General features: G+C 49.9%; 19 protein-coding genes and 1 pseudogene. 10 read left to right on the plus strand and 10 right to left on the minus strand.

The genetic code is table 11. The annotated features are described in order from the left end of the window. Positions 1-13 precede the first annotated feature (13 nt). Positions 14-685, minus strand: coding sequence for a GntR family transcriptional regulator (locus MIM_RS13310; protein WP_025373249.1), 672 nt, complete (start codon positions 683-685; stop codon positions 14-16). A gap of 161 nt (positions 686-846) precedes the next feature. Here MIM_RS13310 and MIM_RS13315 point away from each other — a divergent pair, with 161 nt between their 5' ends. The 6 genes from MIM_RS13315 to MIM_RS13340 all read left to right on the plus strand — a co-directional run bounded on the left by MIM_RS13315 (position 847) and on the right by MIM_RS13340 (position 7,029). Beyond that, on the plus strand, positions 847-2,169 hold the full coding sequence (locus MIM_RS13315) for an MFS transporter (RefSeq protein WP_025373250.1): 1,323 nt from the start codon (positions 847-849) through the stop codon (positions 2,167-2,169). Between the two features lie 70 nt (positions 2,170-2,239). Further along, positions 2,240-3,316, plus strand: a complete 1,077-nt coding sequence (locus tag MIM_RS13320) for an asparaginase (protein ID WP_025373251.1) — start codon at positions 2,240-2,242, stop codon at positions 3,314-3,316. 56 nt (positions 3,317-3,372) lie between these two features. Further along, positions 3,373-4,233, plus strand: coding sequence for a sugar phosphate isomerase/epimerase family protein (locus MIM_RS13325; protein ID WP_025373252.1), 861 nt, complete (start codon positions 3,373-3,375; stop codon positions 4,231-4,233). Further along, positions 4,214-5,119 (plus strand): alpha/beta fold hydrolase, encoded by a 906-nt coding sequence (locus MIM_RS13330; RefSeq protein ID WP_025373253.1) that lies wholly within the window; start codon positions 4,214-4,216, stop codon positions 5,117-5,119. Before MIM_RS13325 ends, MIM_RS13330 begins: the two co-directional genes overlap by 20 nt. Next, positions 5,116-6,090 (plus strand): NAD-dependent epimerase/dehydratase family protein, encoded by a 975-nt coding sequence (locus tag MIM_RS13335; RefSeq protein WP_025373254.1) that lies wholly within the window; start codon positions 5,116-5,118, stop codon positions 6,088-6,090. Before MIM_RS13330 ends, MIM_RS13335 begins: the two co-directional genes overlap by 4 nt. A gap of 171 nt (positions 6,091-6,261) precedes the next feature. Further along, on the plus strand, positions 6,262-7,029 hold the full coding sequence (locus MIM_RS13340; RefSeq protein WP_025373255.1) for an SDR family NAD(P)-dependent oxidoreductase: 768 nt from the start codon (positions 6,262-6,264) through the stop codon (positions 7,027-7,029). 27 nt (positions 7,030-7,056) lie between these two features. Here MIM_RS13340 and MIM_RS13345 read toward each other — a convergent pair whose 3' ends face one another. Continuing rightward, entirely contained in the window at positions 7,057-7,887 is an 831-nt protein-coding gene (locus tag MIM_RS13345; protein ID WP_025373256.1) for an alpha/beta fold hydrolase, read from the minus strand. A gap of 230 nt (positions 7,888-8,117) precedes the next feature. Between MIM_RS13345 and MIM_RS13350 the strand changes: the two genes are divergently transcribed. Together MIM_RS13350 and MIM_RS13355 are read left to right on the plus strand one after the other, a co-directional pair. After that, positions 8,118-9,089, plus strand: coding sequence for a tripartite tricarboxylate transporter substrate binding protein (locus tag MIM_RS13350; RefSeq protein WP_025373257.1), 972 nt, complete (start codon positions 8,118-8,120; stop codon positions 9,087-9,089). After that, positions 9,089-10,171, plus strand: coding sequence for a mandelate racemase/muconate lactonizing enzyme family protein (locus MIM_RS13355; protein WP_025373258.1), 1,083 nt, complete (start codon positions 9,089-9,091; stop codon positions 10,169-10,171). The genes MIM_RS13350 and MIM_RS13355 overlap by 1 nt, the downstream gene beginning before the upstream one ends. 95 nt (positions 10,172-10,266) lie before the next feature. On the opposite strand, the gene iolB is transcribed toward MIM_RS13355, so the two are convergent. Together iolB and MIM_RS13365 are read right to left on the minus strand one after the other, a co-directional pair. Next, positions 10,267-11,073 (minus strand): 5-deoxy-glucuronate isomerase, encoded by an 807-nt coding sequence (gene iolB / locus MIM_RS13360; protein ID WP_025373259.1) that lies wholly within the window; start codon positions 11,071-11,073, stop codon positions 10,267-10,269. Beyond that, entirely contained in the window at positions 11,064-13,034 is a 1,971-nt protein-coding gene (locus MIM_RS13365) for a bifunctional 5-dehydro-2-deoxygluconokinase/5-dehydro-2-deoxyphosphogluconate aldolase (protein WP_025373260.1), read from the minus strand. The genes iolB and MIM_RS13365 overlap by 10 nt, the downstream gene beginning before the upstream one ends. 147 nt (positions 13,035-13,181) lie before the next feature. Between MIM_RS13365 and MIM_RS13370 the strand changes: the two genes are divergently transcribed. Further along, a complete protein-coding gene (locus MIM_RS13370; protein ID WP_042070324.1) occupies positions 13,182-14,009 on the plus strand; it encodes a MurR/RpiR family transcriptional regulator in 828 nt (275 codons plus the stop codon). Between the two features lie 50 nt (positions 14,010-14,059). After that, positions 14,060-15,037, plus strand: coding sequence for a Bug family tripartite tricarboxylate transporter substrate binding protein (locus MIM_RS13375; RefSeq protein ID WP_025373262.1), 978 nt, complete (start codon positions 14,060-14,062; stop codon positions 15,035-15,037). Between the two features lie 155 nt (positions 15,038-15,192). Here the strand turns inward: MIM_RS13375 and MIM_RS13380 are convergent. The 6 genes and pseudogenes from MIM_RS13380 to MIM_RS13405 all read right to left on the minus strand — a co-directional run. Next, a pseudogene (locus MIM_RS13380) lies at positions 15,193-15,414 on the minus strand (DUF1153 domain-containing protein); the annotation flags it as partial. Positions 15,415-15,565: 151 nt separating this feature from the next. After that, a complete protein-coding gene (locus MIM_RS13385) occupies positions 15,566-15,976 on the minus strand; it encodes a low affinity iron permease family protein (protein ID WP_025373264.1) in 411 nt (136 codons plus the stop codon). Positions 15,977-16,145: 169 nt separating this feature from the next. After that, positions 16,146-16,460: a DUF1153 domain-containing protein gene (locus tag MIM_RS13390; RefSeq protein WP_025373265.1), complete on the minus strand. Its 315-nt coding sequence runs from the start codon at positions 16,458-16,460 to the stop codon at positions 16,146-16,148. A 261-nt stretch (positions 16,461-16,721) separates the two neighbouring features. Next, positions 16,722-17,381, minus strand: coding sequence for a hypothetical protein (locus tag MIM_RS13395; RefSeq protein WP_025373266.1), 660 nt, complete (start codon positions 17,379-17,381; stop codon positions 16,722-16,724). Between the two features lie 81 nt (positions 17,382-17,462). Beyond that, a complete protein-coding gene (locus MIM_RS13400) occupies positions 17,463-17,858 on the minus strand; it encodes a hypothetical protein (RefSeq protein WP_025373267.1) in 396 nt (131 codons plus the stop codon). 157 nt (positions 17,859-18,015) lie between these two features. Next, complete coding sequence (locus MIM_RS13405; RefSeq protein WP_025373268.1) at positions 18,016-18,411, minus strand: hypothetical protein; 396 nt, start codon at positions 18,409-18,411, stop codon at positions 18,016-18,018. Positions 18,412-19,664: the final 1,253 nt, after the last annotated feature.

A 19,664-nucleotide genomic window follows, 5' to 3' on the forward strand; every position in this document is an offset into this window, starting at 1 on the left:
TCAGATTGCTTACCTACACGGCGCCATCCATAGTGCGCAGCATCCGCTGGCACCCTGCCAATATGTGCTGTTCTGCGCACCGTGTTGCTCCCGTCTTGTCCCCTTTCGCAATCGCTTCATAAATACTGCGATGTTCGGCATTGGAGCGGCGCATATTACCTACGTTATCGAAATTTTGCCTGCGAAACAGATGCAATTCCTTAACGAAATCGTTATACAGCCGTTCGGTCCGTTCACTGCGCGCCAATCCGACTATGTGCGCATGAAATGACAGATTCAAATGGTAATAACCATCCATGTCTCCAGCCTCAGCGGCCTGATCCATTTGCTCGACTATATCCCTGAGTAGTTCGCTCTCACTGGCGGAGCGATGTTCCGCAGCCAAACCTGCTGCAAACCCGAAAACCAATGCCCTGAGATCCGAAATCTCGACCATCTCCCTCACCGATAGCTGGCGTACATAAGCCCCACGATTAGGAACCGCAGTCACCAAACCAAAACCCAGCAAAGAACGAATCGCCTCACGGATCGTACTGCGACTAGTTCCCATCCGCTGCGCCAGCACCGCTTCGTTCAAACGCTCGCCCGGCTTGATTTGCCCTGCATAGATCAAATGGCGAAGTTCTTCGGCGATACGCATCGGGATCGTGGTTTTGGATGAATCATCCTGTTGCTCTGATTTCACTTCACAGATTTCCTTATCTTTTAAACACAGTAAAGGGTTTACACCTATCCAAAAGTGTCGACACTTTAAATAAAATTGACGACATTAATTCTTAATTTGTTAATTATTTATTATTTGTCGTTAAACAATCAGAATATATCACTCCTTTCAAGGATAAAGTTATGAATGAATCAGAGGTTCGTCGCCGCCTGGATAATCGAGGATGGGGTCCTTTCTTCAACAAGCTATGGGTAGCCAGTGGCCTCGGCTGGATGGCCGACGCTATGAACGTTGCTGCATTAGGGTTAGTTCTGCCGTTGATACTGACTGATCTGGATATCACGCGCGCAGAAGGTGGGGTGATTGTCAGCAGTACGTTTGCAGGCTTCATCGTGGGCGCTATTGTAACCGGTAAGCTCAGCGACATGTTTGGCCGCCGGACCCTGCTGATTGCCAATATTGTTCTGTTTAGTGCAGCGGCCGTACTGGTTGGCTTCTCGCATGATTTCTGGACGATTTTGGTTCTGCGTTTTATCCAGGGTATTGGCATGGGTGGCGAATTTCCCATTATCTCCACCTATATCAATGAGGTGAGTCCAAAGCGCTATAGGGACCGGCTCATTGGACTAACTTCTGCTTTCTTTTCGTATGCCTTCGCCCTTATTCCCCTGATTGGACTATTTGTGGTACCCGTCCTTGGCTGGCGTGGCCTGTTCTGGTCCTTGATTATTCCAGTCTTCTTTGCCATCTGGGCCAGACGCTCGCTACCTGAATCGCCCATGTTTCTTGCACGCAAAGGCAACACTGCAGGCACCGAGGCCGCGCTGAAAATTATTGAAAATGGTTCCATTGAAAAAATAGACGATACAAGCAGCGTCAATAACGCGCAAACAGAGCCGACAGGTGGAGATCTCTTCACCGGCAGAACTGCTTTACTGATGGTGTTCTGGATTCTCATGTTTCTGTGCCAGTACGGCTTTGCAAGCTGGATTCCTACCGCCATTGCTCAAGCTAACGGTGGTGTATCAGCCAGCTCAAGTTATGGCCTGACCTCTATCCTGTTTACCGGAATGATTGCCGGCTATCTGATTGCCTCCTTCGGCACCGGAAAACTCAGTCCCAAGCTGTTTTTGACCCTATCCTTTCTGGAGTATGGCATCTCGCTGATCTGTTTTGGCCTTTCAACAGATATGGTGCCTATGCTTATTTTTGGCTGGCTGGCAGCAGCCGGATACGGCTTTACAACCATCTCAGCGTATTCCTACACCCCTAATCAGTTCAAGACTGCGATTCGCGGAACAGGCATGGGGCTGGTCACCGGAATTGGTCGCATTGGTGCTGTAGCGGGCCCAATGATCGTTGGTTTGATCAGTCCCGTTGGAAGCCTGGGAATGTCTTTTGTGGTATTTGGCATCGCCTCGCTGGCTGCCGTCATCGTCGTGCAAATTCTTGAGCGAAGCTCAAAAAAATATGGCATGCAAAAAGTGGCTTCCAGCTTACATTAACGATGCTATCGATCATAAAAGCACTCTGAACCGCTCTTTTTAAAAAACAAAAGAAATGTCTAGTAACACCATGCAAAAAAATAGTGATATCAATATTGTCAATGCAATAAGCCCGATAGGTCAACAGCCTGAACCATCGGAAGTAGCGGCGAAACCGAAAATAGCCCTTATCGGCGCCGGCGGCACGATCAGTACGCGCAGCACGCAAGGTTCGCTGGACCTGGTGAACTATATGACAGACGGGGTCACCATGCATGTTGATGAACTGGTGCAAGCATTGCCACAAGTACACGCAATTGCCGATATTGTGGCAGTGAAGTTCCGCGCCGTCTCATCGACATCCATTGCTTTCGAGGAATGGAAGGCGCTTACCCAAACTGTGGACCAGATAGCTGCCACACAGCCGGATGTTGATGGCGTCGTCATTCTGCACGGAACCGCAACGATGGAAGAAACCGCTTACATGCTTCACCTGACCTGCAAAGTCAATATACCGATCGTGCTGGTCGGCGCCCAACGCCCCTTAAGTGCCCTCTCGTCCGATGCCCCCTTAAATTTACTGAATGCCGTTCGGGTAGCCGGTCACGCTCAGACGCGAGGAATGGGCGTGCTCGTCTGTCTTAACGATGAAATTCACGCAGCGCGGGAAGTGACGAAGGCATCTACCGCAAGACTGCATGCCTTTCGGTCTCCTGACTTCGGTATTATCGGACAGATCGATGCAGGAGAAGTCGCCTTTTATCGTCAGCCTTTACGTCGCTGGGGACCGAACAGCCAGTTTGACATTCGCGATATGAAACAACTGCCCAGGGTGGACATCGCGTATGCATATGCAGGCGATGATGGTGCAGTCATACGGGCACTGGTCAACACGGGGGCCAAAGGGATCGTTATTGCAGCGTTTGCCGGGGGCAGGCTATCTACCGCGCAAACCAGTGCCTGTCGAGAGGCACAGCACAAAGGGGTCGTTATTGTCTTATCGACTCGGGCCGGATCGGGAAAGGCCATGATCGATGCACAACTGCAATCGATGGGCATGGTTGCAGCAGACAATTTGAATCCGCAAAAGGCACGAATTCTTCTGGCGCTGTCTCTGTCGCAAACAAACGACCCAGAGCAGTTGAAACACATCTTCGCCAGTTATTGAATGCCATTCGTTATATCCAACGAAACAGCGAATGCCTTATCTATAAACAGGAAACCATGACAGTCATGATTAATACCGATGACACAACGCGTCAAATGCCGTTTTACGTAAATCATTATCTGTGCCCACCCACAATGGCCGCGCCGGATTTTTTTGCCCGTGCATCGGAGTCCGGATTCCGCGGCGTAGGGCTGACTCAGAGCGTATTGCAGTCGCAGCCCCATGACGAACTAAAGGAGACGCTACAGCGTTTTGGTCTGGGAATCAGCTCACTCAATTCCTGCGGATTTTTCCTGCAAAAAGGTGAGCCGGCGATTGCCCAGGACGAGTTAAATATGTGGTTTCTTCGGCAGGCTGCCGCCTTTGGCCTGCCGACACTGAATGTTATTGTTGGCGGCAGCAGCACGATGCCGCTTAAGCAAGCGCGGGAAAAAGTGACGCTACAACTGCAGCATTTGGCACATACGGCAGCCGATATGGGCGTTAATCTGATGCTAGAGCCACTGCATCACCTCAACGTACGCAGTAAAAGCTGTCTTAACAGCCTTTCTCAACTAGCGCCTATTTTTGATCAGATTCCTGGCCTGACCCTAAATGCCGACCTTTTCCATCTTTGGTGGGATCCTGATCTGGAACGACTACTCAGCGGGAACTTCCTGCCTGTCGGGCTGCTGCAAATATGCGATGTTGCCATGACGCCAGCGCAACCGTTGCCGCGACGGGTGCCGCTGGATGAAGGCCACATTCCCTGGCGTCAATATGTACGCACACTGCAACAATCCTTTCCAGACACCCCTATCGAGCTTGAGCTCTTTGCCGATCAGTTGCCGGGCCGCGATCTGAACGAACTACTTACCAAAAGCACATCAGCATTATTATCAATAAACGGAGAAACCAATGACTATTGCCCGAACTGATGACGGCATTGATCTTTACTACGAAGAGACCGGCAGCGGTACGCCGGTGATTTTCGTCCACGAGTTTGCCGGCGATCTGCGCAGCTGGGAGCAACAAGTACGGCATTTTTCAAGATGGTACCGCTGCATAACATTCAATGCACGCGGCTATCCGCCATCGTCGGTGCCAACCGAGGTCAACGCCTATTCCCAGGATATTGCGGTAGCTGACATCCTTGCAGTCATGAATCACGCCAGTGTTGACAAGGCGCATGTGGTCGGACTGTCCATGGGCGGTTTCGCCGCTTTGCATATGGGACTGCAGCATCCCGACCGCTTGCATTCCCTGTGTGTAGCCGGTGCAGGTTACGGCGCAGAGCCTCAACGTCAGGAGCTATTTAAAAATGAATCTCAATTGACGGCAACGTTTTTGCTTGAACAAGGCGCACAGGCATTTGCCGAGAAATACGCCATCGGCCCGACACGCCTACCATTCAAGAACGCCGATCCGCGAGGGTTCGAAGAGTTCAGGAGTCAGCTGGCGGAGCATTCCGCGCTGGGTTCCGCCAATACACAATTGGGCGTTCAGCGAGACCGCCCTTCCCTGTATGCATTAAAGGATCGATTACACACGCTTACTCTCCCCACTCTGATCATGACAGGTGACGAAGACACGCCGTGTCTTGCGCCTGCACTGATGCTGAAAGCGAGCATACCCTCTGCCGCGCTCAGCGTTATCCCCAACTGCGGACATACCATCAACCTGGAAGCGGCTCAGGAATTCAATCGCATCCTGGGTGATTTTCTGCATGCTGCCAATAGCAGCCGCTGGCCAACACATAATATAGACAATGGATCTCAGAGCATTACCGGCATGTCTCTGCAAATCAAAGGAGCAAGCGCATGACTGTACTTATCACGGGCGGGGCAGGCTTTGTCGGGCTCAATATCGCCGAAAAATTATTAGGCACAGGTGAGTCTGTCGTACTGTTCGGTCTTGAACCTGCGCCAGAGGCAGCAATAAATCTGTTCAATAAACTTCCCGGTCAGCTGCATGTCGTATTAGGCGACATTCGCGACGAACAACTGCTGCGCGACGTCTTGCAGCAACATCGGATCGAACGCATCGTTCATGCTGCGGCTATTACTGCGGGCCTGGCACGTGAAGCAACGCAGGGCATGCAAATAACAGAAGTTAATATAGGTGGTACGATCGCGTTACTTGAAGCCGCAACCCAACTCGGAATCAAACGAGTGGTGCAACTCGGCAGCGGTTCCGTATTCGGTGCAAGTGTCAAACAAGAAGGCATGCTTAATGAAGAATCCGATATTCCAGTCCCCGATACCTTATATGGCATCACCAAGTATGCTGCCGAAAGAATTGCTTTGCGTTATCGCAACACGCGTGATCTCGACGTGATCGTAGCCCGGTTGGCCGTGGTATTCGGACGCTGGGAGTACGACACCAAAGTGCGGGACACATTAAGCATTCCTTTGGCCCTGAGTACACTCGCAGAATCCGGCGGCCACGCTGCCTTCTGCCAAAATCTGCCGGACGACTGGGTATACGCAAGCGATGTTGCCAATGCCATTCTATTGCTGCTGGATGCCCCGGTACTGGCTCGGCCTGTTTACCAAATCGGTACCGGGCAACGCTGGTCTATCACCAACTGGTGCGAGCGGCTACGAAAACACCATCCTAATTTTACCTATGCGGTCGTACCAGACGCGGCACAGGCTAATGTTGGACGTCAGACGCCGATACCCCGACCGCCGTTTTCAATTGATAGATTGCGAGCGGATATCGATTATCAAGTCCGGTTCCCGGAGCAGGAAGCATTTGACGATTATCTGGCCTGGCGAAGTGAAAGGCATTAATGATACGCAGATGAAGGCCCCGTTTGCTATCAGCCTGGCCCAGTCTATGCGCGGATTGATAAGCCAACGGCATCAATTCTCAGGCTCTCAATGTCGATGCCATGCATTTGAAGCAATGTTTGAAACTGCACTCGCAGCCATTGTGCATTGAATCTATTCTAAGGCAATAATATGAACTACCCAGACTTTCATCTCGCAGGCAAGGTCGCTATTGTCACAGGCGCGGCACAGGGCATTGGTCGCGCAATCGCACTTGGACTGGCGAATGCCGGCGCCAACGTCGCTATTATGGACAAAGACGCTGAAGCACTGGCACACGTTAAGTCAGAAATAGAGAACCTGGATCAACAGGCACTGTCATTCGCTCTTAATCTTGAAAACACAGAAGCCATATCGACAGTAATACAGGACACATTCTCCCATTATGGACAACTCGATATTCTGGTCAATAACGCTGGTGTCCGCGTGCACAAGCGTGTACTGGAGCATACGCTGGACGATTGGCATCACACATTGAATGTCAACTGTGCCGCTCCGTTATTAGCCTGCCAGGCAGCGGCAAAAATCATGCGTGAGCATGGTGGCGGCTCCATCATAAATATCGCGTCGCAAATGGCTGAAGTCACCAGTCCGTTCCGCGTTGCGTATTGCGCCAGTAAAGCAGCACTGGTGCAAATGACACGCGTCATGGCAGTTGACTGGGCAGAATACGGCATTCGCGTTAATGCCGTAGCGCCAGGACCGACCCGGACACCCTTCACAACTGCGGCCACCGAGTCTGGCTCCATGCCCGTCAGTATTGAAAAGGTACCATTACGACGTATTGCCGATTCCGAGGAAATGATTGGTGCCGTTCAATACCTTGCTTCATCGGCATCTCATTTCGTTACCGGGTCGGTTCTGGTTGTCGACGGAGGACAGAGCATATATTGGCGCTAGCGCCGCATGACCGACACAACCGAATGCTCAATTCTGAAAATCCCTCAAATACGCTTTCATCGCCTCGGCAACCGCAAGTGGTTGCTCGGGCAGCAAGGCGTGACCGGCATTGGCAATCGAGACCGTGGTTACCCGTTGCGTTCCCAGATCCTGACTTAATTGCCACCCCGCTTCCTGCGGTGCAAAGGCATCCTCCAGCGCCCGGACGTCCAGAATGCTGGCGTTACCCGCTCCCCACCAATGCTCGACAGGCGTCGCGGCCTTGGCAGCTCGCTGTGCATCCGCGACAGCCGGATGCCATCCATCCAGCCAGACAGAGGCGTCGCTCGCTTCTGCAAAAAACACTTTTTTAATCCAATCCAGTCTCACAGCCTCATCCAGACTTTTATCCATGCAATGCGGCAGGCCGGCACCCGGCCCTTTCGCAACGACACGCGGTCCGGCAGCCAGAATAAGAACCGCAAGAACAAGATCCGGGCGGTCAACGGCCACCATCCGCGCCGTCCAGTTGCCGAATGCATGTCCGGCAATAAAAGCTGGTTTGCCACCTTCAGCCTCGATCACCGACACGATATCGCGAGCAAAGTCATGCAATGTCAATTTATCAAGGGGTCCTGTGCTTGCCCCAATGCCCCGTGGGCTGGGGCAGGCGACACGATAGCCCGCGTCAGCCAGCAGTGTTGACACAAGTTCGAAATCTTCTACATCGCGGCCCAGTGAAGGCAGCATGACAATCAGCGGCCCTGTTCCCTGCACCTGATAGGCGATGGAAATTGCCTGTGGCTGACCGTCGCTTTCTTCATAACGGGTCACGGTTTTAAGGACGGCTTGGAACGTACTGGCATTCGGCATATTCATAAATATTCACTTGTGATTGAGATCTGAACTCTGCAATTATTGGTTTCTTTATACATCCATCTATAGTTTCTTTATGAAACCATAAAAATAGCAGTTGAAAGTTAAATACAACTGAATTATAGTTGAAAAAAGAAACTATATGCCAGTAAATACAAAATATATAGTTTCCCACTGAAACCAAACCCACTGAATCACAATAACCACGAAACCCTCTGATGTGGAGACAAAATATGACAAAAATTCGCCCGCTAACCATCATCGCACTGACCCTTGGCGTGGTTTTCTCGGCAAGTGCGCAAGCAGCCGACAACTACCCCAATCGCCCTATTCGCATTATCGTCCCGTATACGCCCGGCGCCATCAATGACATTCTTGCCCGGCGCATGGCGCAATATCTTGGTGAGGAGCTCAAGCAGACTGTCATCGTGGAAAACAAACCTGGCGGTGGCACCGCGATCGGCACTGAGTTTGTGGCAAGAGCCAATCCCGATGGCTACACGCTGCTGCAAGCCGCCGCCTCTCATTCAATTCTTCCTTCGCTGATGAAGAAACTCCCGTTTGATCCGCTCAAGAGCTTCGAGTTCATTACACTGGCGGCAACCTCGTCCTATGTGATGATCGCCACGCCAAAACTGCCGGCAAATAACGTGGCCGAATTTATTGCGCTCGCCAAAAAAGAGCCAGGCAAATATGCCTATGCATCTACGGGCAACGGCAGCTCGGCACATTTGATGGGTGAAATGTTCAAGGAACTCACTGGCGCTGACATCATGCATGTCCCGTATAAAGGTCTGGCTCAGGGACTGAATGATGTGGCCAGCGGACAGGTTCAGGTCACCTTCGGCACCTACCCCGGCTCCATGGCGTATTTGCAGCCCGGCCGCGTCAAAGCGCTCGCCACCACAGGCAAGCATCGGATGTCTTCGCTGCCTGATGTGCCAACCATCCAGGAAACCGTACCCGGCTATGAGGCCCAGGGCTGGTGGGGGTATTTGGCACCGGCAGGAACACCCAAACCTATTGTTCAGAAACTGAACGCCGCCATCAATAACATCATTCGCAGCAAGGCTTTCAGCGATACCTTCACTTCCGAAGGTGTCGATATGCTTGGCACCAGCGGCGAAGCATTCCGGACACATGTCGAACAGGAAATGCAGATATGGGGGAAATTGATTCAAACCGCTGGCATCCAGGCTAACTGATGAAGCTGGCTGACTGGTCGCTGCGTTTCTACCGGATCCCTTACGTTCACACCGTCCATTGGGCCAATGCGGTCGAAGAAGAAGGTGTGTATGCCTTGCTGACATTGCGTAACGAACAGGGCCAGGCCGGATATGCCGAAGGCACCCTCAAAGCCACCTGGTCCGGGGTGTCGCCCGCCATGTTGCAGGCAGCCTTTGAGGACATTCTGATACCGCAGTTGACCGATACCGATCTGAGTGAAGATCAGGCAGTCGCCCGTGCGCTTGCACCTATCCCCGAAAATCGGCTGGGCAAGGGCATGATCGAGACGGCAGCCCGATTGTTGTGTGCGGCCGACCGGCAGCAGCCATACTGGCGCTATGCACAGGGACAGAACACAGTTGAAGTTGCCTGGACATTGACCCGACAATCACCGGCAAAAATGGTGGCGCAAGCGCTGGAACAATACGAACAACACGGCATCCACAGTTTTAAAGTCAAGGGAGGACAAGGTATTGAGACCGACCTTGCTGTGCTTCGTGCCCTGCATGACGCGCTGCCCGTCCACTGCCGGTATATAGTAGACGCCAACAGTCATTACACACCCGCAGAAACACCGCACTATCTGGAGCGATTGGCCAATTGCGGCGTTGAATATGCCGAGGATCCCTGCCCGCTGGAATCGCTCTCAATGTTTGAATCCCTGCAGCGCGAGTCGCCTTTGCCGATTCTGATTGATCGCGCCTGCACCACTGAACAGGACGCGGACCGCTTTTTACAAGCGGGTGCTTTGGCGCTTAGCACTAAACCGGGACGCATCGGCATGGGCGAAGCCTATCGCATCCGCCAGCTGACTGCTCAACATGGCGCAACAACCACAGTTGGCATATATGCAGAAAGCGCGCTTGGCACCCTGATCAATCTGCAGTGGGCTGCCAGCTGCCCGGACGAACTCAATGCTTTCCCCGCCGAACAAACTTTCTATCTTGGCCTCATGGCCAGTCCGCTCAGGAAAGCACTCGTGCTTAAAGACGGGGCGATTCATCTTCCGGATGAACCGTTGAATGAGAGTGCGCTGCAACTGGATAGCTTATCGTTTTAACTGCGACAGCAAATAAAAAATTGCACACGTGAGCGAGTCTTTTCGATCCAGCGTAAATCAATGCGCAAATGGGGCAGCAAGCTGCCGGGATGAACTTAACCCTTTAGCATCCATTCGTGCTCGGGATCATTATAAAAATGCCAAACTCGTTTTGGACCCGCCATCACATTCAAATAATACGACGTATAACCATGCGGCACCACAACAGGGTGATAACCCTTTGGAACCTTAACTACATCATGATTCTCAACACAGATTGCCTCATCGATATCACGGTTGTCTGTATATACCCGCTGGAACGCAAACCCCTGAGGAGGATTCAGTCTATGGTAATAGGTTTCTTCCAATGCGCTTTCCTGCGGAATGGCATCACGGTCATGTTTATGCGGAGGATAGCTTGACGAGTTTCCTGATGGCGTTATAACTTCAACAACCAAAAGACTGTGTGCCGGTTCGGTTTCAGGCAAGATATCGCATACATATCGTGTATTGCTTGCCTGTCCGCGACTGGATCGTTTCATGCTTTCCGGGCGAATCAGACGTGACTGATATTGCCCATTGTTTCCCGGGCCAATAGCAACACCGAGTTCACACCCCTTCTGCGCAATTACCTTAACGTCTGAATATGGAGCAATGTATGCCGCATAAGGAGATTTATCCTCAAAAACTGACGTTCGATCACCCAAATCGTCCCAATGATAAGTACCGTTCGGTCCTGTTATCTGTAGTGATGCCTTACCACTGAGAATGACCAGACAAAGTTCATTGGCTTCGCTATGAAATTCCATGGTTTTCTGTTCATCGAACCGATACGCCTGAAAACCAACATAGTTCAAACCGCCGGCTCCTTTTGGTACATCAGCCACCAAGGTATTGGCGGTTGCTTTCACTTTCAATGACATTTACGTTCTCCTTCTTGCCCTGATCTGGCAGCAAGCCAGGCATCAAATAGAAATTCGAAATTTTTACGTACAAGAACTTTTAACTGTTCATCAGTAATTGTTTTTTCCAACCAGGCTTTACTTGGCTCATGAAAAATTGATCGTCCCACGGTGAACCCCTTGCACAAAGGCCACTGGGCAGCTATCTCAAAACTTTTCGCAATTGATTGCAGCGGAGCAGCCAACCCGAGCAGAACAACGCCCTTGCAATAGGGATCGTTCCTATTGACCAGCTCGTTTAGCGCTTGCCAGCCATCCGAAGACAGGGCTTCAATCTTCCACCAATCGGGTGAAACACCGATTTCATACAAACGTGCGATGGCACGAATAATTTGCTCGTCACGGCTTTTCGTGTCATCTTGTGGCGGAATAATTTCCAACAGTAAGTCATGACCACTGATTTGTGTAGCGTGATAAAGCGACATCATCTGTGCCTCTTGCTCATCTCTCACCGGTGCAGGCTGATCTACATCGTAATAAACCAGGCATTTTGCGATATGCTCGTTTGGCCAGTGGCTCAGATTCGAGCCTACGCTACGACCGTACTCGAACTCGATCGGCATAGATCCCGGCAACTCGACTGGCCGACCGATCCACCACCCGCGACCAGTTGCCTCATTCAGTGCGTCCTGCCCCAATCGCTCGTCGGCCAGAATACCAATTGCATCATTTTCCCCAAAACAGTGGCGGTACTTTTGCTCGGACGCTTTAACTGCCTCAACAAACAGCGATTTCAATTCTGATATTTTTTCCAACCCTACGTCTACCTGTTCGGCCAAATCGATCAGCTGGCTACGATGATCAAACGCGAAAACAAAAATATTCTCCAATTCCCGCCGCTTGCGGGAGACGCGATGCAATCTATGCAGCAACGCGTCCTTTTCCAGATTCGCCCGGTTGTTGTCCCGAGAAAAGAAGTATTCCAGTTCAGTAGGGGTTGGCATCGCCGGCGCACAACCGTGTCTGGATACAACGAGTGCGCCACACGCATTAGCCAGGCGACAGGATTGTTCCCAGTCGCGGCCGTCAATCCACCCCTTGAGCAAGCCAGACATGAAAGCATCGCCCGCCCCCAATACATTAAAGACTTGCACTTTGAACGTTGGATAAACAGGTGGTAGCAAATCCGGAATGTTATGCTCAAAGACATTACATCCATCAGCACCGCGTTTTAGCACAATCGTTGCCGCAGTCACATTGCGAATGGCCTTAAGTGCATCAACAATATTCGAAGTACCACCAGCAATCTGAATTTCTTCTTCGGTACCAACAATCAAGTCAAAATTACCCAGCACTTGCTGCAACCGCGCAGATACCGCTACACTTGCGATATACCTCGTCTCACCATCGGCTTGCCCGGTCAACCCCCACAACACAGGACGGTAATCAATATCAAGCACCGTTTTGACATCATGCTTTCGAGCATACTGTAGCGCACGCAGGCTGGTACGCAAGACATCTGGATTAGATAAATGCGTTCCGGTAATAAGCAAGGATTTGGAAGACGCAATGTAGCTTTCCGAAAAATCGTCTTCTGACACGGCCATATCTGCACAGTTTTCCCGATAGAAAACCAATGGGAAGGTGTCTCTGTCTTTAATGCCCAGCAATACCAATGCAGTCAAACGGTGTGGATCAACAGCTACGTGGCTGACGTCGCAACCTTCATTGCTCAGCGTTTGCGTCAGGAAGCGACCCATATGGTCGTCCCCCACTCTGGTCAGCATGGACGACTTCAAGCCCAAACGGGCCGTTCCAAATGCGATGTTGCCTGATGAGCCGCCAAGGTACTTGGAAAATGAATGCACATCTTCAAGCCTGGCACCGACCTGTTCCGCATATAAGTCTACGGCTAATCGACCCAGACAAATTACGTCAAGAGCTCTATTTTCCTGAAAACGAGGGTATTGATTGACTGTCATTATTCTTTAAACCTGCCAATAGATGCTGAAACGCCACTATAGCGATACCAAACAGAAAAAGCAATAATATTTCTAATATTTAAATATATAGAATTCTTATTCTATTTGTATTACACTGCAGCCAATCACACAATGCAAAAAAAGCCAATGACAGCAGAGAATTTTTTAAACACGCTGGCCAATCAGTACAGCGATTTGCCGAAGCAACTCAAGGTAATTGCAACCTTTGTAGAAAGCCATCAGGATGAAATTCCCGTATTGCGAGTACAAGACATTGCGCAGGCCTGCTCGGTGCAATCATCAGCTGTTGTGCGTTTTGCCCAGCGTTTTGGCTTCAAGGGCTATAGCGAAATGCAGGCGGTTTTTACCGACCAGTTGCTCACCGTTATACCCAAGCATCAACAATACCGCGACCGCGTCCGCCAGGAACTTTCCGGTGATAACACCCATGACTCCCTGACCTTGACCGACAAACTCGTCTCCAACGGAATAAAAAGCCTTGAGGACCTGCAGAGCAGCCTGGATCAGGCTCTATTGGACAACGCTGCGACAGCACTGGCTCAAGCACGAAAAATCTATATTGCAGGCATGGGCAGATCGCTGCCCATTGCATCCTATCTGGTCTACGCATTACAAAATCTTGAACGCGAAGTTGTTTTTCTCAACGGGCTTGGTGGCGTACCCGAACAATATATGCGGACGATGAATAGCGAGGACGTATTGCTTGCAATCAGTTTTGCCCCCTACGCCGAGCAAACCCAGACTTGCCTTCGTCACGCAAAAGAATCCGGAGCGTCAATAGTACTTATCAGCGATGCTGCCCTATCGCCCATCAGCCACTTCACTCATCTTCTGCTGTGTAGTACGGATATTCAGACACTATCTTTCAGAACCCTGACAGCAACAATGTGTTTGGCTCAAATACTCTTTTTATCGCTTGCCTACAAATTGGAAACAACACAGCAAGACAAATAATCATGCCGTTATAAAAACGCAATTACTACGTTATAAAAAAGGAGATCAAAATGAAAAAAGTCCAATTTATCAGATCAGTCGTCGTTGGCTTTACGTTGCTATTTTCTGCCAATTCGCAAGCCGAGACCTTTCCGGATAAACCAATTCGCTGGATCGTACCATACAGCGCAGGCGGTACAACAGATGTCATGGCACGGCATCTGGCAACTGAAATGGGAAAAACGCTGAAACAGACGATTGTGATTGAAAATAAACCAGGTGCAGCAAGCATTATTGGCGCCACAGCCATTGCTCGTGCAACACCAGATGGCTATACGATCGGTACGGTTGATTCGGGAACACTGGCCTTCAATCCGGCTTTGTATAAATCGCTCACCTATGATGCCATGAAAGACTTCTCTTTCATCGGAGGCCTCGGAAAAATGCCTATTGTACTGGCAGTAAACAATGCTTTTCCAGCGGACAACCTGGCGCAATTCGTAGACTTGGTAAAAAAAGAACCTGGCAAAATCACCTCTGCCTCGTCGGGGCATGGCTCACCCTTGCATATGGCCATTGAACTATTCAACCACAAGCAGAAACTGAATCTATTGCATGTGCCATACAAAGGTTCAGCACCAGCTGTGCAGGATCTTATGAGCGGTCAGATCAATTCAATGTTCGTTGATTTGCCGCCCTCTATTTCCGTGATTCGCGCAAAGAAAATTAAAGTGCTTGCCGTTGCAACGCCAGAGCGCATGGCTATCTTACCCGACGTACCCACTTTTGATGAAGCCGGTGTCAAAGGATTCGAAGCCTATGCCTGGCAAAGCCTGGTCGGCCCCAAAGGCATGCCGAAGGAAAGGCTGGCTATGTTGAACAAAGCGCTCAATGACGCATTAACATCTGACACCATTCGACAAAAATTCTCTGAAATTGGAATTCAGCCGATGCCAATGCAACCGGGACAATTGGAACACTTTGCAGGATCTGAGCATGAGACTTGGGGTAACCTTATTCGTGAGGCAGACATTAAACTCGCAAATTAAATACTCGCGCTAACTTTGAATCAGTTTAAGCCCAGAACCGCGGCTGATGTTTTCCGCGGTTTTCTGCACGAGTGATAAATACTTTTCCAATATCCACGCATACCGCGTAGCGCATCAGGTGAGGACTGCTTTTATCCTCAAGCAGATCAGCTCAATCACTTGTCTTCTTCCAGCATGGACTGTATCTTTTTGCTCGCTCGCAGCTCCAGCATCGCTTCTCCGTATGCCTGCTGCAATTGTTTGAGCTGACGCTCATAGTGATCCTTGAGATCCAAAGGATTCACTCTCAGCGCATTGTCCATCCCGAGTTTCCCCTCATCTACCCGGTTCTCCACCTCGGACGGTGACAAACCATAAGTGCGACTGGCTTCTGAAAGCCATCATTTTTCCTTGAATACCGGCCGGACTGCCTCCCTGCCGATAAAAAATTACAGCTGTGAGCATCGTTTACTACGTTGCTGGCCATAGCCCATTCAACTATGGTGGTCAACACGCCGCCCTTTCAGTAGCGTCGCATTCAGCGAGCAGCTAACTCTTTCGACTTTTGCGCGCGCGCCTTTCTGCGTGGGTTTTTTGCAGCATCATCTGCGAGTGCTTGGCCTGACGCTCGCATTTTTCATGCAGTGCTTCCAGCTCTTTATCTGTCATTGTTTCAATACCCATGAACTGGTCTTCTGCGTCCGATGATCGAATAAGTTCATCCAGCTTGGTCTGCAGCGCGGCACTGTCCCGATTCTGTGTATTCTGTATAAGAAACACCATCAAAAACGTAATGATGGTTGTTCCGGTATTGATCACGAGTTGCCAGGTTTCTGAAAACCCAAAGAAGGGACCTGAAATGGCCCAAAGCAGAACCGCCGCGACGCAAAGAATGAAGGTGATAGGACTGCCGGTTGCATGGGCAATAACGGTCGCGAATCTTGCAAATAATTGATCCATAGCGATGTCCAAATAGTTCAGGTAAAATTTAATTGACTAAATTATGATTGGCTCGCCTGCTATCTGGCAGTGTCGCATGCCAACACCGCTATTTTACTCGCTATGCATATTCTCGCCCGACTCAGGCGTGATAAAATCAGGCTTCTGTTACCGGACGTGATCAGCTCAATCACTTGTCTTCTTCGTCCAGCATGGACTGTATCTTTTTGCTCGCTCGCAGCTCCAGCATCGCTTCTCCGTATGCCTGCTGCAATTGTTTGAGCTGACGCTCATAGTGATCCTTGAGATCCAAAGGATTCACTCTCAGCGCATTTTCCATCCCGCGTTTGCCCTCGTCTACCCAGTTCTCCACCTCGGACGGTGGCAAACCATAAGTGCGACTGGCTTCTGAAACCGTCGTTTTGCCCTGGATAAGGTCCAGCACCAATGCGCTTTTACGCTTGGCTGTCCAGCGTTTGATTTCATCTTCCATGATCATACTCATTTGTGATTTTGATTGTTATCACATGAGCAGTTTTTCACCGGAGCATTACATGCAATGGTAACTGCCCCCAGAATTTCAACTACTTTTCCCGAATGGCCGATTACAGGGCGCCGTCATCTGCCGTTCTGTTTGGCAGCGACGCCCTGATTGATTCCCTGGATGCCTTAACTGCACGTTAACGCTTCCTTGCCTTGGAATACCGAACATATTTCGGCCTCACTAACAGTTGATCCGACATTGATCGAGTCCAGACTGGCATGATCAGTTCGAACCGTAAAAGGCGCGAAGATCCTGCGTACTTTGGGGCTGCAGCGCTGGTCGGTCTGCATAGACTTGCGAACTGCTAACCGGTGTCGCTGCAACGACGCGACTGGCATTGCCCTGACTTTGCCTGTTGTTGATCCTGGCAGGAGCAGCAGCCACTGGCCGTTCCGGCAAACCTTTTGCGGTTGCATAGTTTGGACACGTTCTACCGGTAGCCTCATAGGCTTTGCGATTGACGTCTTCTCCGAAGCAGAAGAAACGCATATCCGCTACGTCTTTATATCCAAGCTTGTAGGCAATACTGGTATCTTCACGCGCATTACACGCATCCGATTCACCCGCCAGCGATCCACCTATACCGAAGCCGGTAGCGCCAATACCAAATGTGCTTGACTGGCCGCAGTTGTTCACGCCCCCAAACATGCTGGGCGGCGCATAGACATTGGGGGTTGTGTGAATCGTCTGGGTGCGCCTTTGCTCAGAACCACCGAAGGTTAGATCAACCACCGCTGCCGCACCGGAATCCGCAGACTGATTGGAGCTGGCGTTTGAGCCACTATTGGCGTTTGAATTAGAACCAGAGATAGCACCGGCCGATTGGGCAAACACCTGAGGTGACAGCAGCAACCCAAGCGTAAGGACAAGTATCATTTTCATGGTAATTCCCTTAAGGAGAGAGCATGCTCTCTCCAAGAAGATGGTTTCGTTTATCAAGTGCTAATGCAATTTGCACTCGCCTTAAGGTGTCCACTGAGCGAAGGCACCAATCGTTCCAAAGTTGCCTCCCGCGCCTGCTGTAAAGCCCCCACCTGCGGACGCATTCGATGTTTGTCCAGCGAATCCGAGGGAGTAGCCGGCATTGGTTTGACTGGAAACAGATTGTCCGCCGGTCTGTGTTGCCACACCGCCTGGCCCCCCCATTACCTGTGCAGCAGATGCGGTCTGATTGGACGCAGCAGAAGTATTGCCTGCTGCCGACGTGCCAATCGAGCCCTGGCTGCCGGAAGCCGAAGAACCACCACTGGCTGTACTTCCCGCGCCCCCGTTTACAGCATACGCACCAATCGTAAAGGTTTGTGCTGAAGCGGCCGTGGATGCAAGCACCAGCGCTGATAACAATAATCGTTTTTTCATTTTCAACTCCTTAAGTTGCCGTATCAACTAACGTTTATTCGATCAGGTAACCAGGCTCGTGTTCTGCTCCGGCGCAATGAAGCCATTCGATGCGTCTGAGTTTGTGGGTACAAGGTCTGGTTACGATGAGTTATTGTTGAATCAGGAGAGGTGTTGATTACCAGCTCAAGAAACCACCAATAGTACCGAAGTTGCCGGTCGCACCTGAGTTAAACCCGCCTCCGGCACCAGCACTGGAGGTCTGCCCTGCCAGACCCAACGCACCGCCCACATTGGTTTGCGTTGAGGTTGAGCTACCGCCGGTGGTTGTTTGGACACCATTAAAACTGCCAAGGACCTGAGCACCTGACGAAGTAACGTTCTGAGATGCTGAAGTGTTGCCTGCTGCCCCTGCCAGAGCCGAACCCTGGATACCGCTTGCACTTGAGCCCCCACCAGCTGAACTACCTGCTGTACCACCGGCACCGTAAAAACCACCGGTCACCGTTGCGGCGAATGCGCCGCTTGAAGCCATTACCAAAGCAGATGCAGAGATTAATAGTAGTTTTTTCATTTTGCTGCTCCTTGAAGGATATATAGCGTTAATGTCCCGGACCCCATGTCCGGTTTTCAGGTCAAATAAAGCAGCAATTTCTCTGTTGATCCACGCACTAAGCGTACTGGAGACTGATAGGGACCGCTGATTTATCCGGCCCGAAACCTGCGACCAGACAACCGATGTTGGTTACATATATTTATTTACGATATTTAATTTTAGTAATATATAAGAATTAATTAGTTACCTGGTTTTATTCGTTTTAATGGTACCGGCCAGGGCTATCGGCCGATTCCCCTTGTTCATTTATCGAAAATATTGGAGCATGAGATAACTTCTTCGCAAAGCGCCTTAGCCAGTTTATTATTTAATTTCAATTAGATATACATATCTATTTTTTTATAAATTTATTTTGGACGCTAATACTGTTGGGTCTCAGTGTTTATATTTCATAATAATTATTCATCACACTACGATGCAAAGTCTGCGCGTTTTATTTTACATTTGCAATATATTTTTAAATATATTATTGCTACTTGTAACCTTATATAAAATATTAATAATATTGCTACTTCCACAAAAACTCTTTATTCAATATGCTCGCGCAGCAATATAGTTGCATTAACATGCAATGGCCACTTGCCAGACATGCGTGTTCATCAAGTCGTGCAATCCTTAAAAACCTCCGCACAATCTCACATATTTATCCTTTACTTCTCTGACCTCATTTTTTGCATTTGCAATAGAAAAACTATTTTGCGCTGAATAATCGATTGAAAAGTCCACCTATGAGATTTTCCGGTAGCCGGCGACGCTGTTGCTAATTCGTATCAGTCGTATCAGGTCAACTTTACAATGACGTATGAACCTTATAAACATATCGTCGTTAAATTTAATGATTGATGAATCGGGTTTGGATCACTGTACTCCATGGCTGAAGCAGCAAAATAAAATAATGTAATCGCAAGAATATGTGCCGTCGCTTCGTCACATGATTTTTAAACCAGTGCTAACGCTGACGGCCGCATCACCAGCTAAAGCGCCAGATATAACACGCATTGGGGAAAACGTTATATTGAAAATTTTAGATACAGGCGTAATATTCAAACCGCGAACAGACGACAATATTTGCAAAAATTAAGCGCTGTACGCACTGAGCAAATTAATTTTTACAATGCACTCAGTGTTGTGACCCAAAAAAACTACCTCGCCCAATTCTTGTGTGAGGTTTTTTTTGTTAAATCGAAATTGCTATCTCCAGCAAGTATCAA

Origin of the sequence: Advenella mimigardefordensis DPN7 (genome assembly GCF_000521505.1) — a bacterium.
GTDB lineage: Bacteria > Pseudomonadota > Gammaproteobacteria > Burkholderiales > Burkholderiaceae_B > Advenella > Advenella mimigardefordensis.

Coding starts and splice junctions, on each gene's coding strand:
- MIM_RS13315 (WP_025373250.1), top strand. CDS start 847: ATGAATGAATCAGAGGTTCGTCGCCGCCTGGATAATCGAGGATGGGGT.
- MIM_RS13320 (WP_025373251.1), top strand. CDS start 2,240: ATGCAAAAAAATAGTGATATCAATATTGTCAATGCAATAAGCCCGATA.
- MIM_RS13325 (WP_025373252.1), top strand. CDS start 3,373: ATGACAGTCATGATTAATACCGATGACACAACGCGTCAAATGCCGTTT.
- MIM_RS13330 (WP_025373253.1), top strand. CDS start 4,214: ATGACTATTGCCCGAACTGATGACGGCATTGATCTTTACTACGAAGAG.
- MIM_RS13335 (WP_025373254.1), top strand. CDS start 5,116: ATGACTGTACTTATCACGGGCGGGGCAGGCTTTGTCGGGCTCAATATC.
- MIM_RS13340 (WP_025373255.1), top strand. CDS start 6,262: ATGAACTACCCAGACTTTCATCTCGCAGGCAAGGTCGCTATTGTCACA.
- MIM_RS13345 (WP_025373256.1), bottom strand. CDS start 7,887: ATGAATATGCCGAATGCCAGTACGTTCCAAGCCGTCCTTAAAACCGTG.
- MIM_RS13350 (WP_025373257.1), top strand. CDS start 8,118: ATGACAAAAATTCGCCCGCTAACCATCATCGCACTGACCCTTGGCGTG.
- MIM_RS13355 (WP_025373258.1), top strand. CDS start 9,089: ATGAAGCTGGCTGACTGGTCGCTGCGTTTCTACCGGATCCCTTACGTT.
- iolB (WP_025373259.1), bottom strand. CDS start 11,073: ATGTCATTGAAAGTGAAAGCAACCGCCAATACCTTGGTGGCTGATGTA.
- MIM_RS13365 (WP_025373260.1), bottom strand. CDS start 13,034: ATGACAGTCAATCAATACCCTCGTTTTCAGGAAAATAGAGCTCTTGAC.
- MIM_RS13370 (WP_042070324.1), top strand. CDS start 13,182: ATGACAGCAGAGAATTTTTTAAACACGCTGGCCAATCAGTACAGCGAT.
- MIM_RS13375 (WP_025373262.1), top strand. CDS start 14,060: ATGAAAAAAGTCCAATTTATCAGATCAGTCGTCGTTGGCTTTACGTTG.
- MIM_RS13385 (WP_025373264.1), bottom strand. CDS start 15,976: ATGGATCAATTATTTGCAAGATTCGCGACCGTTATTGCCCATGCAACC.
- MIM_RS13390 (WP_025373265.1), bottom strand. CDS start 16,460: ATGAGTATGATCATGGAAGATGAAATCAAACGCTGGACAGCCAAGCGT.
- MIM_RS13395 (WP_025373266.1), bottom strand. CDS start 17,381: ATGAAAATGATACTTGTCCTTACGCTTGGGTTGCTGCTGTCACCTCAG.
- MIM_RS13400 (WP_025373267.1), bottom strand. CDS start 17,858: ATGAAAAAACGATTATTGTTATCAGCGCTGGTGCTTGCATCCACGGCC.
- MIM_RS13405 (WP_025373268.1), bottom strand. CDS start 18,411: ATGAAAAAACTACTATTAATCTCTGCATCTGCTTTGGTAATGGCTTCA.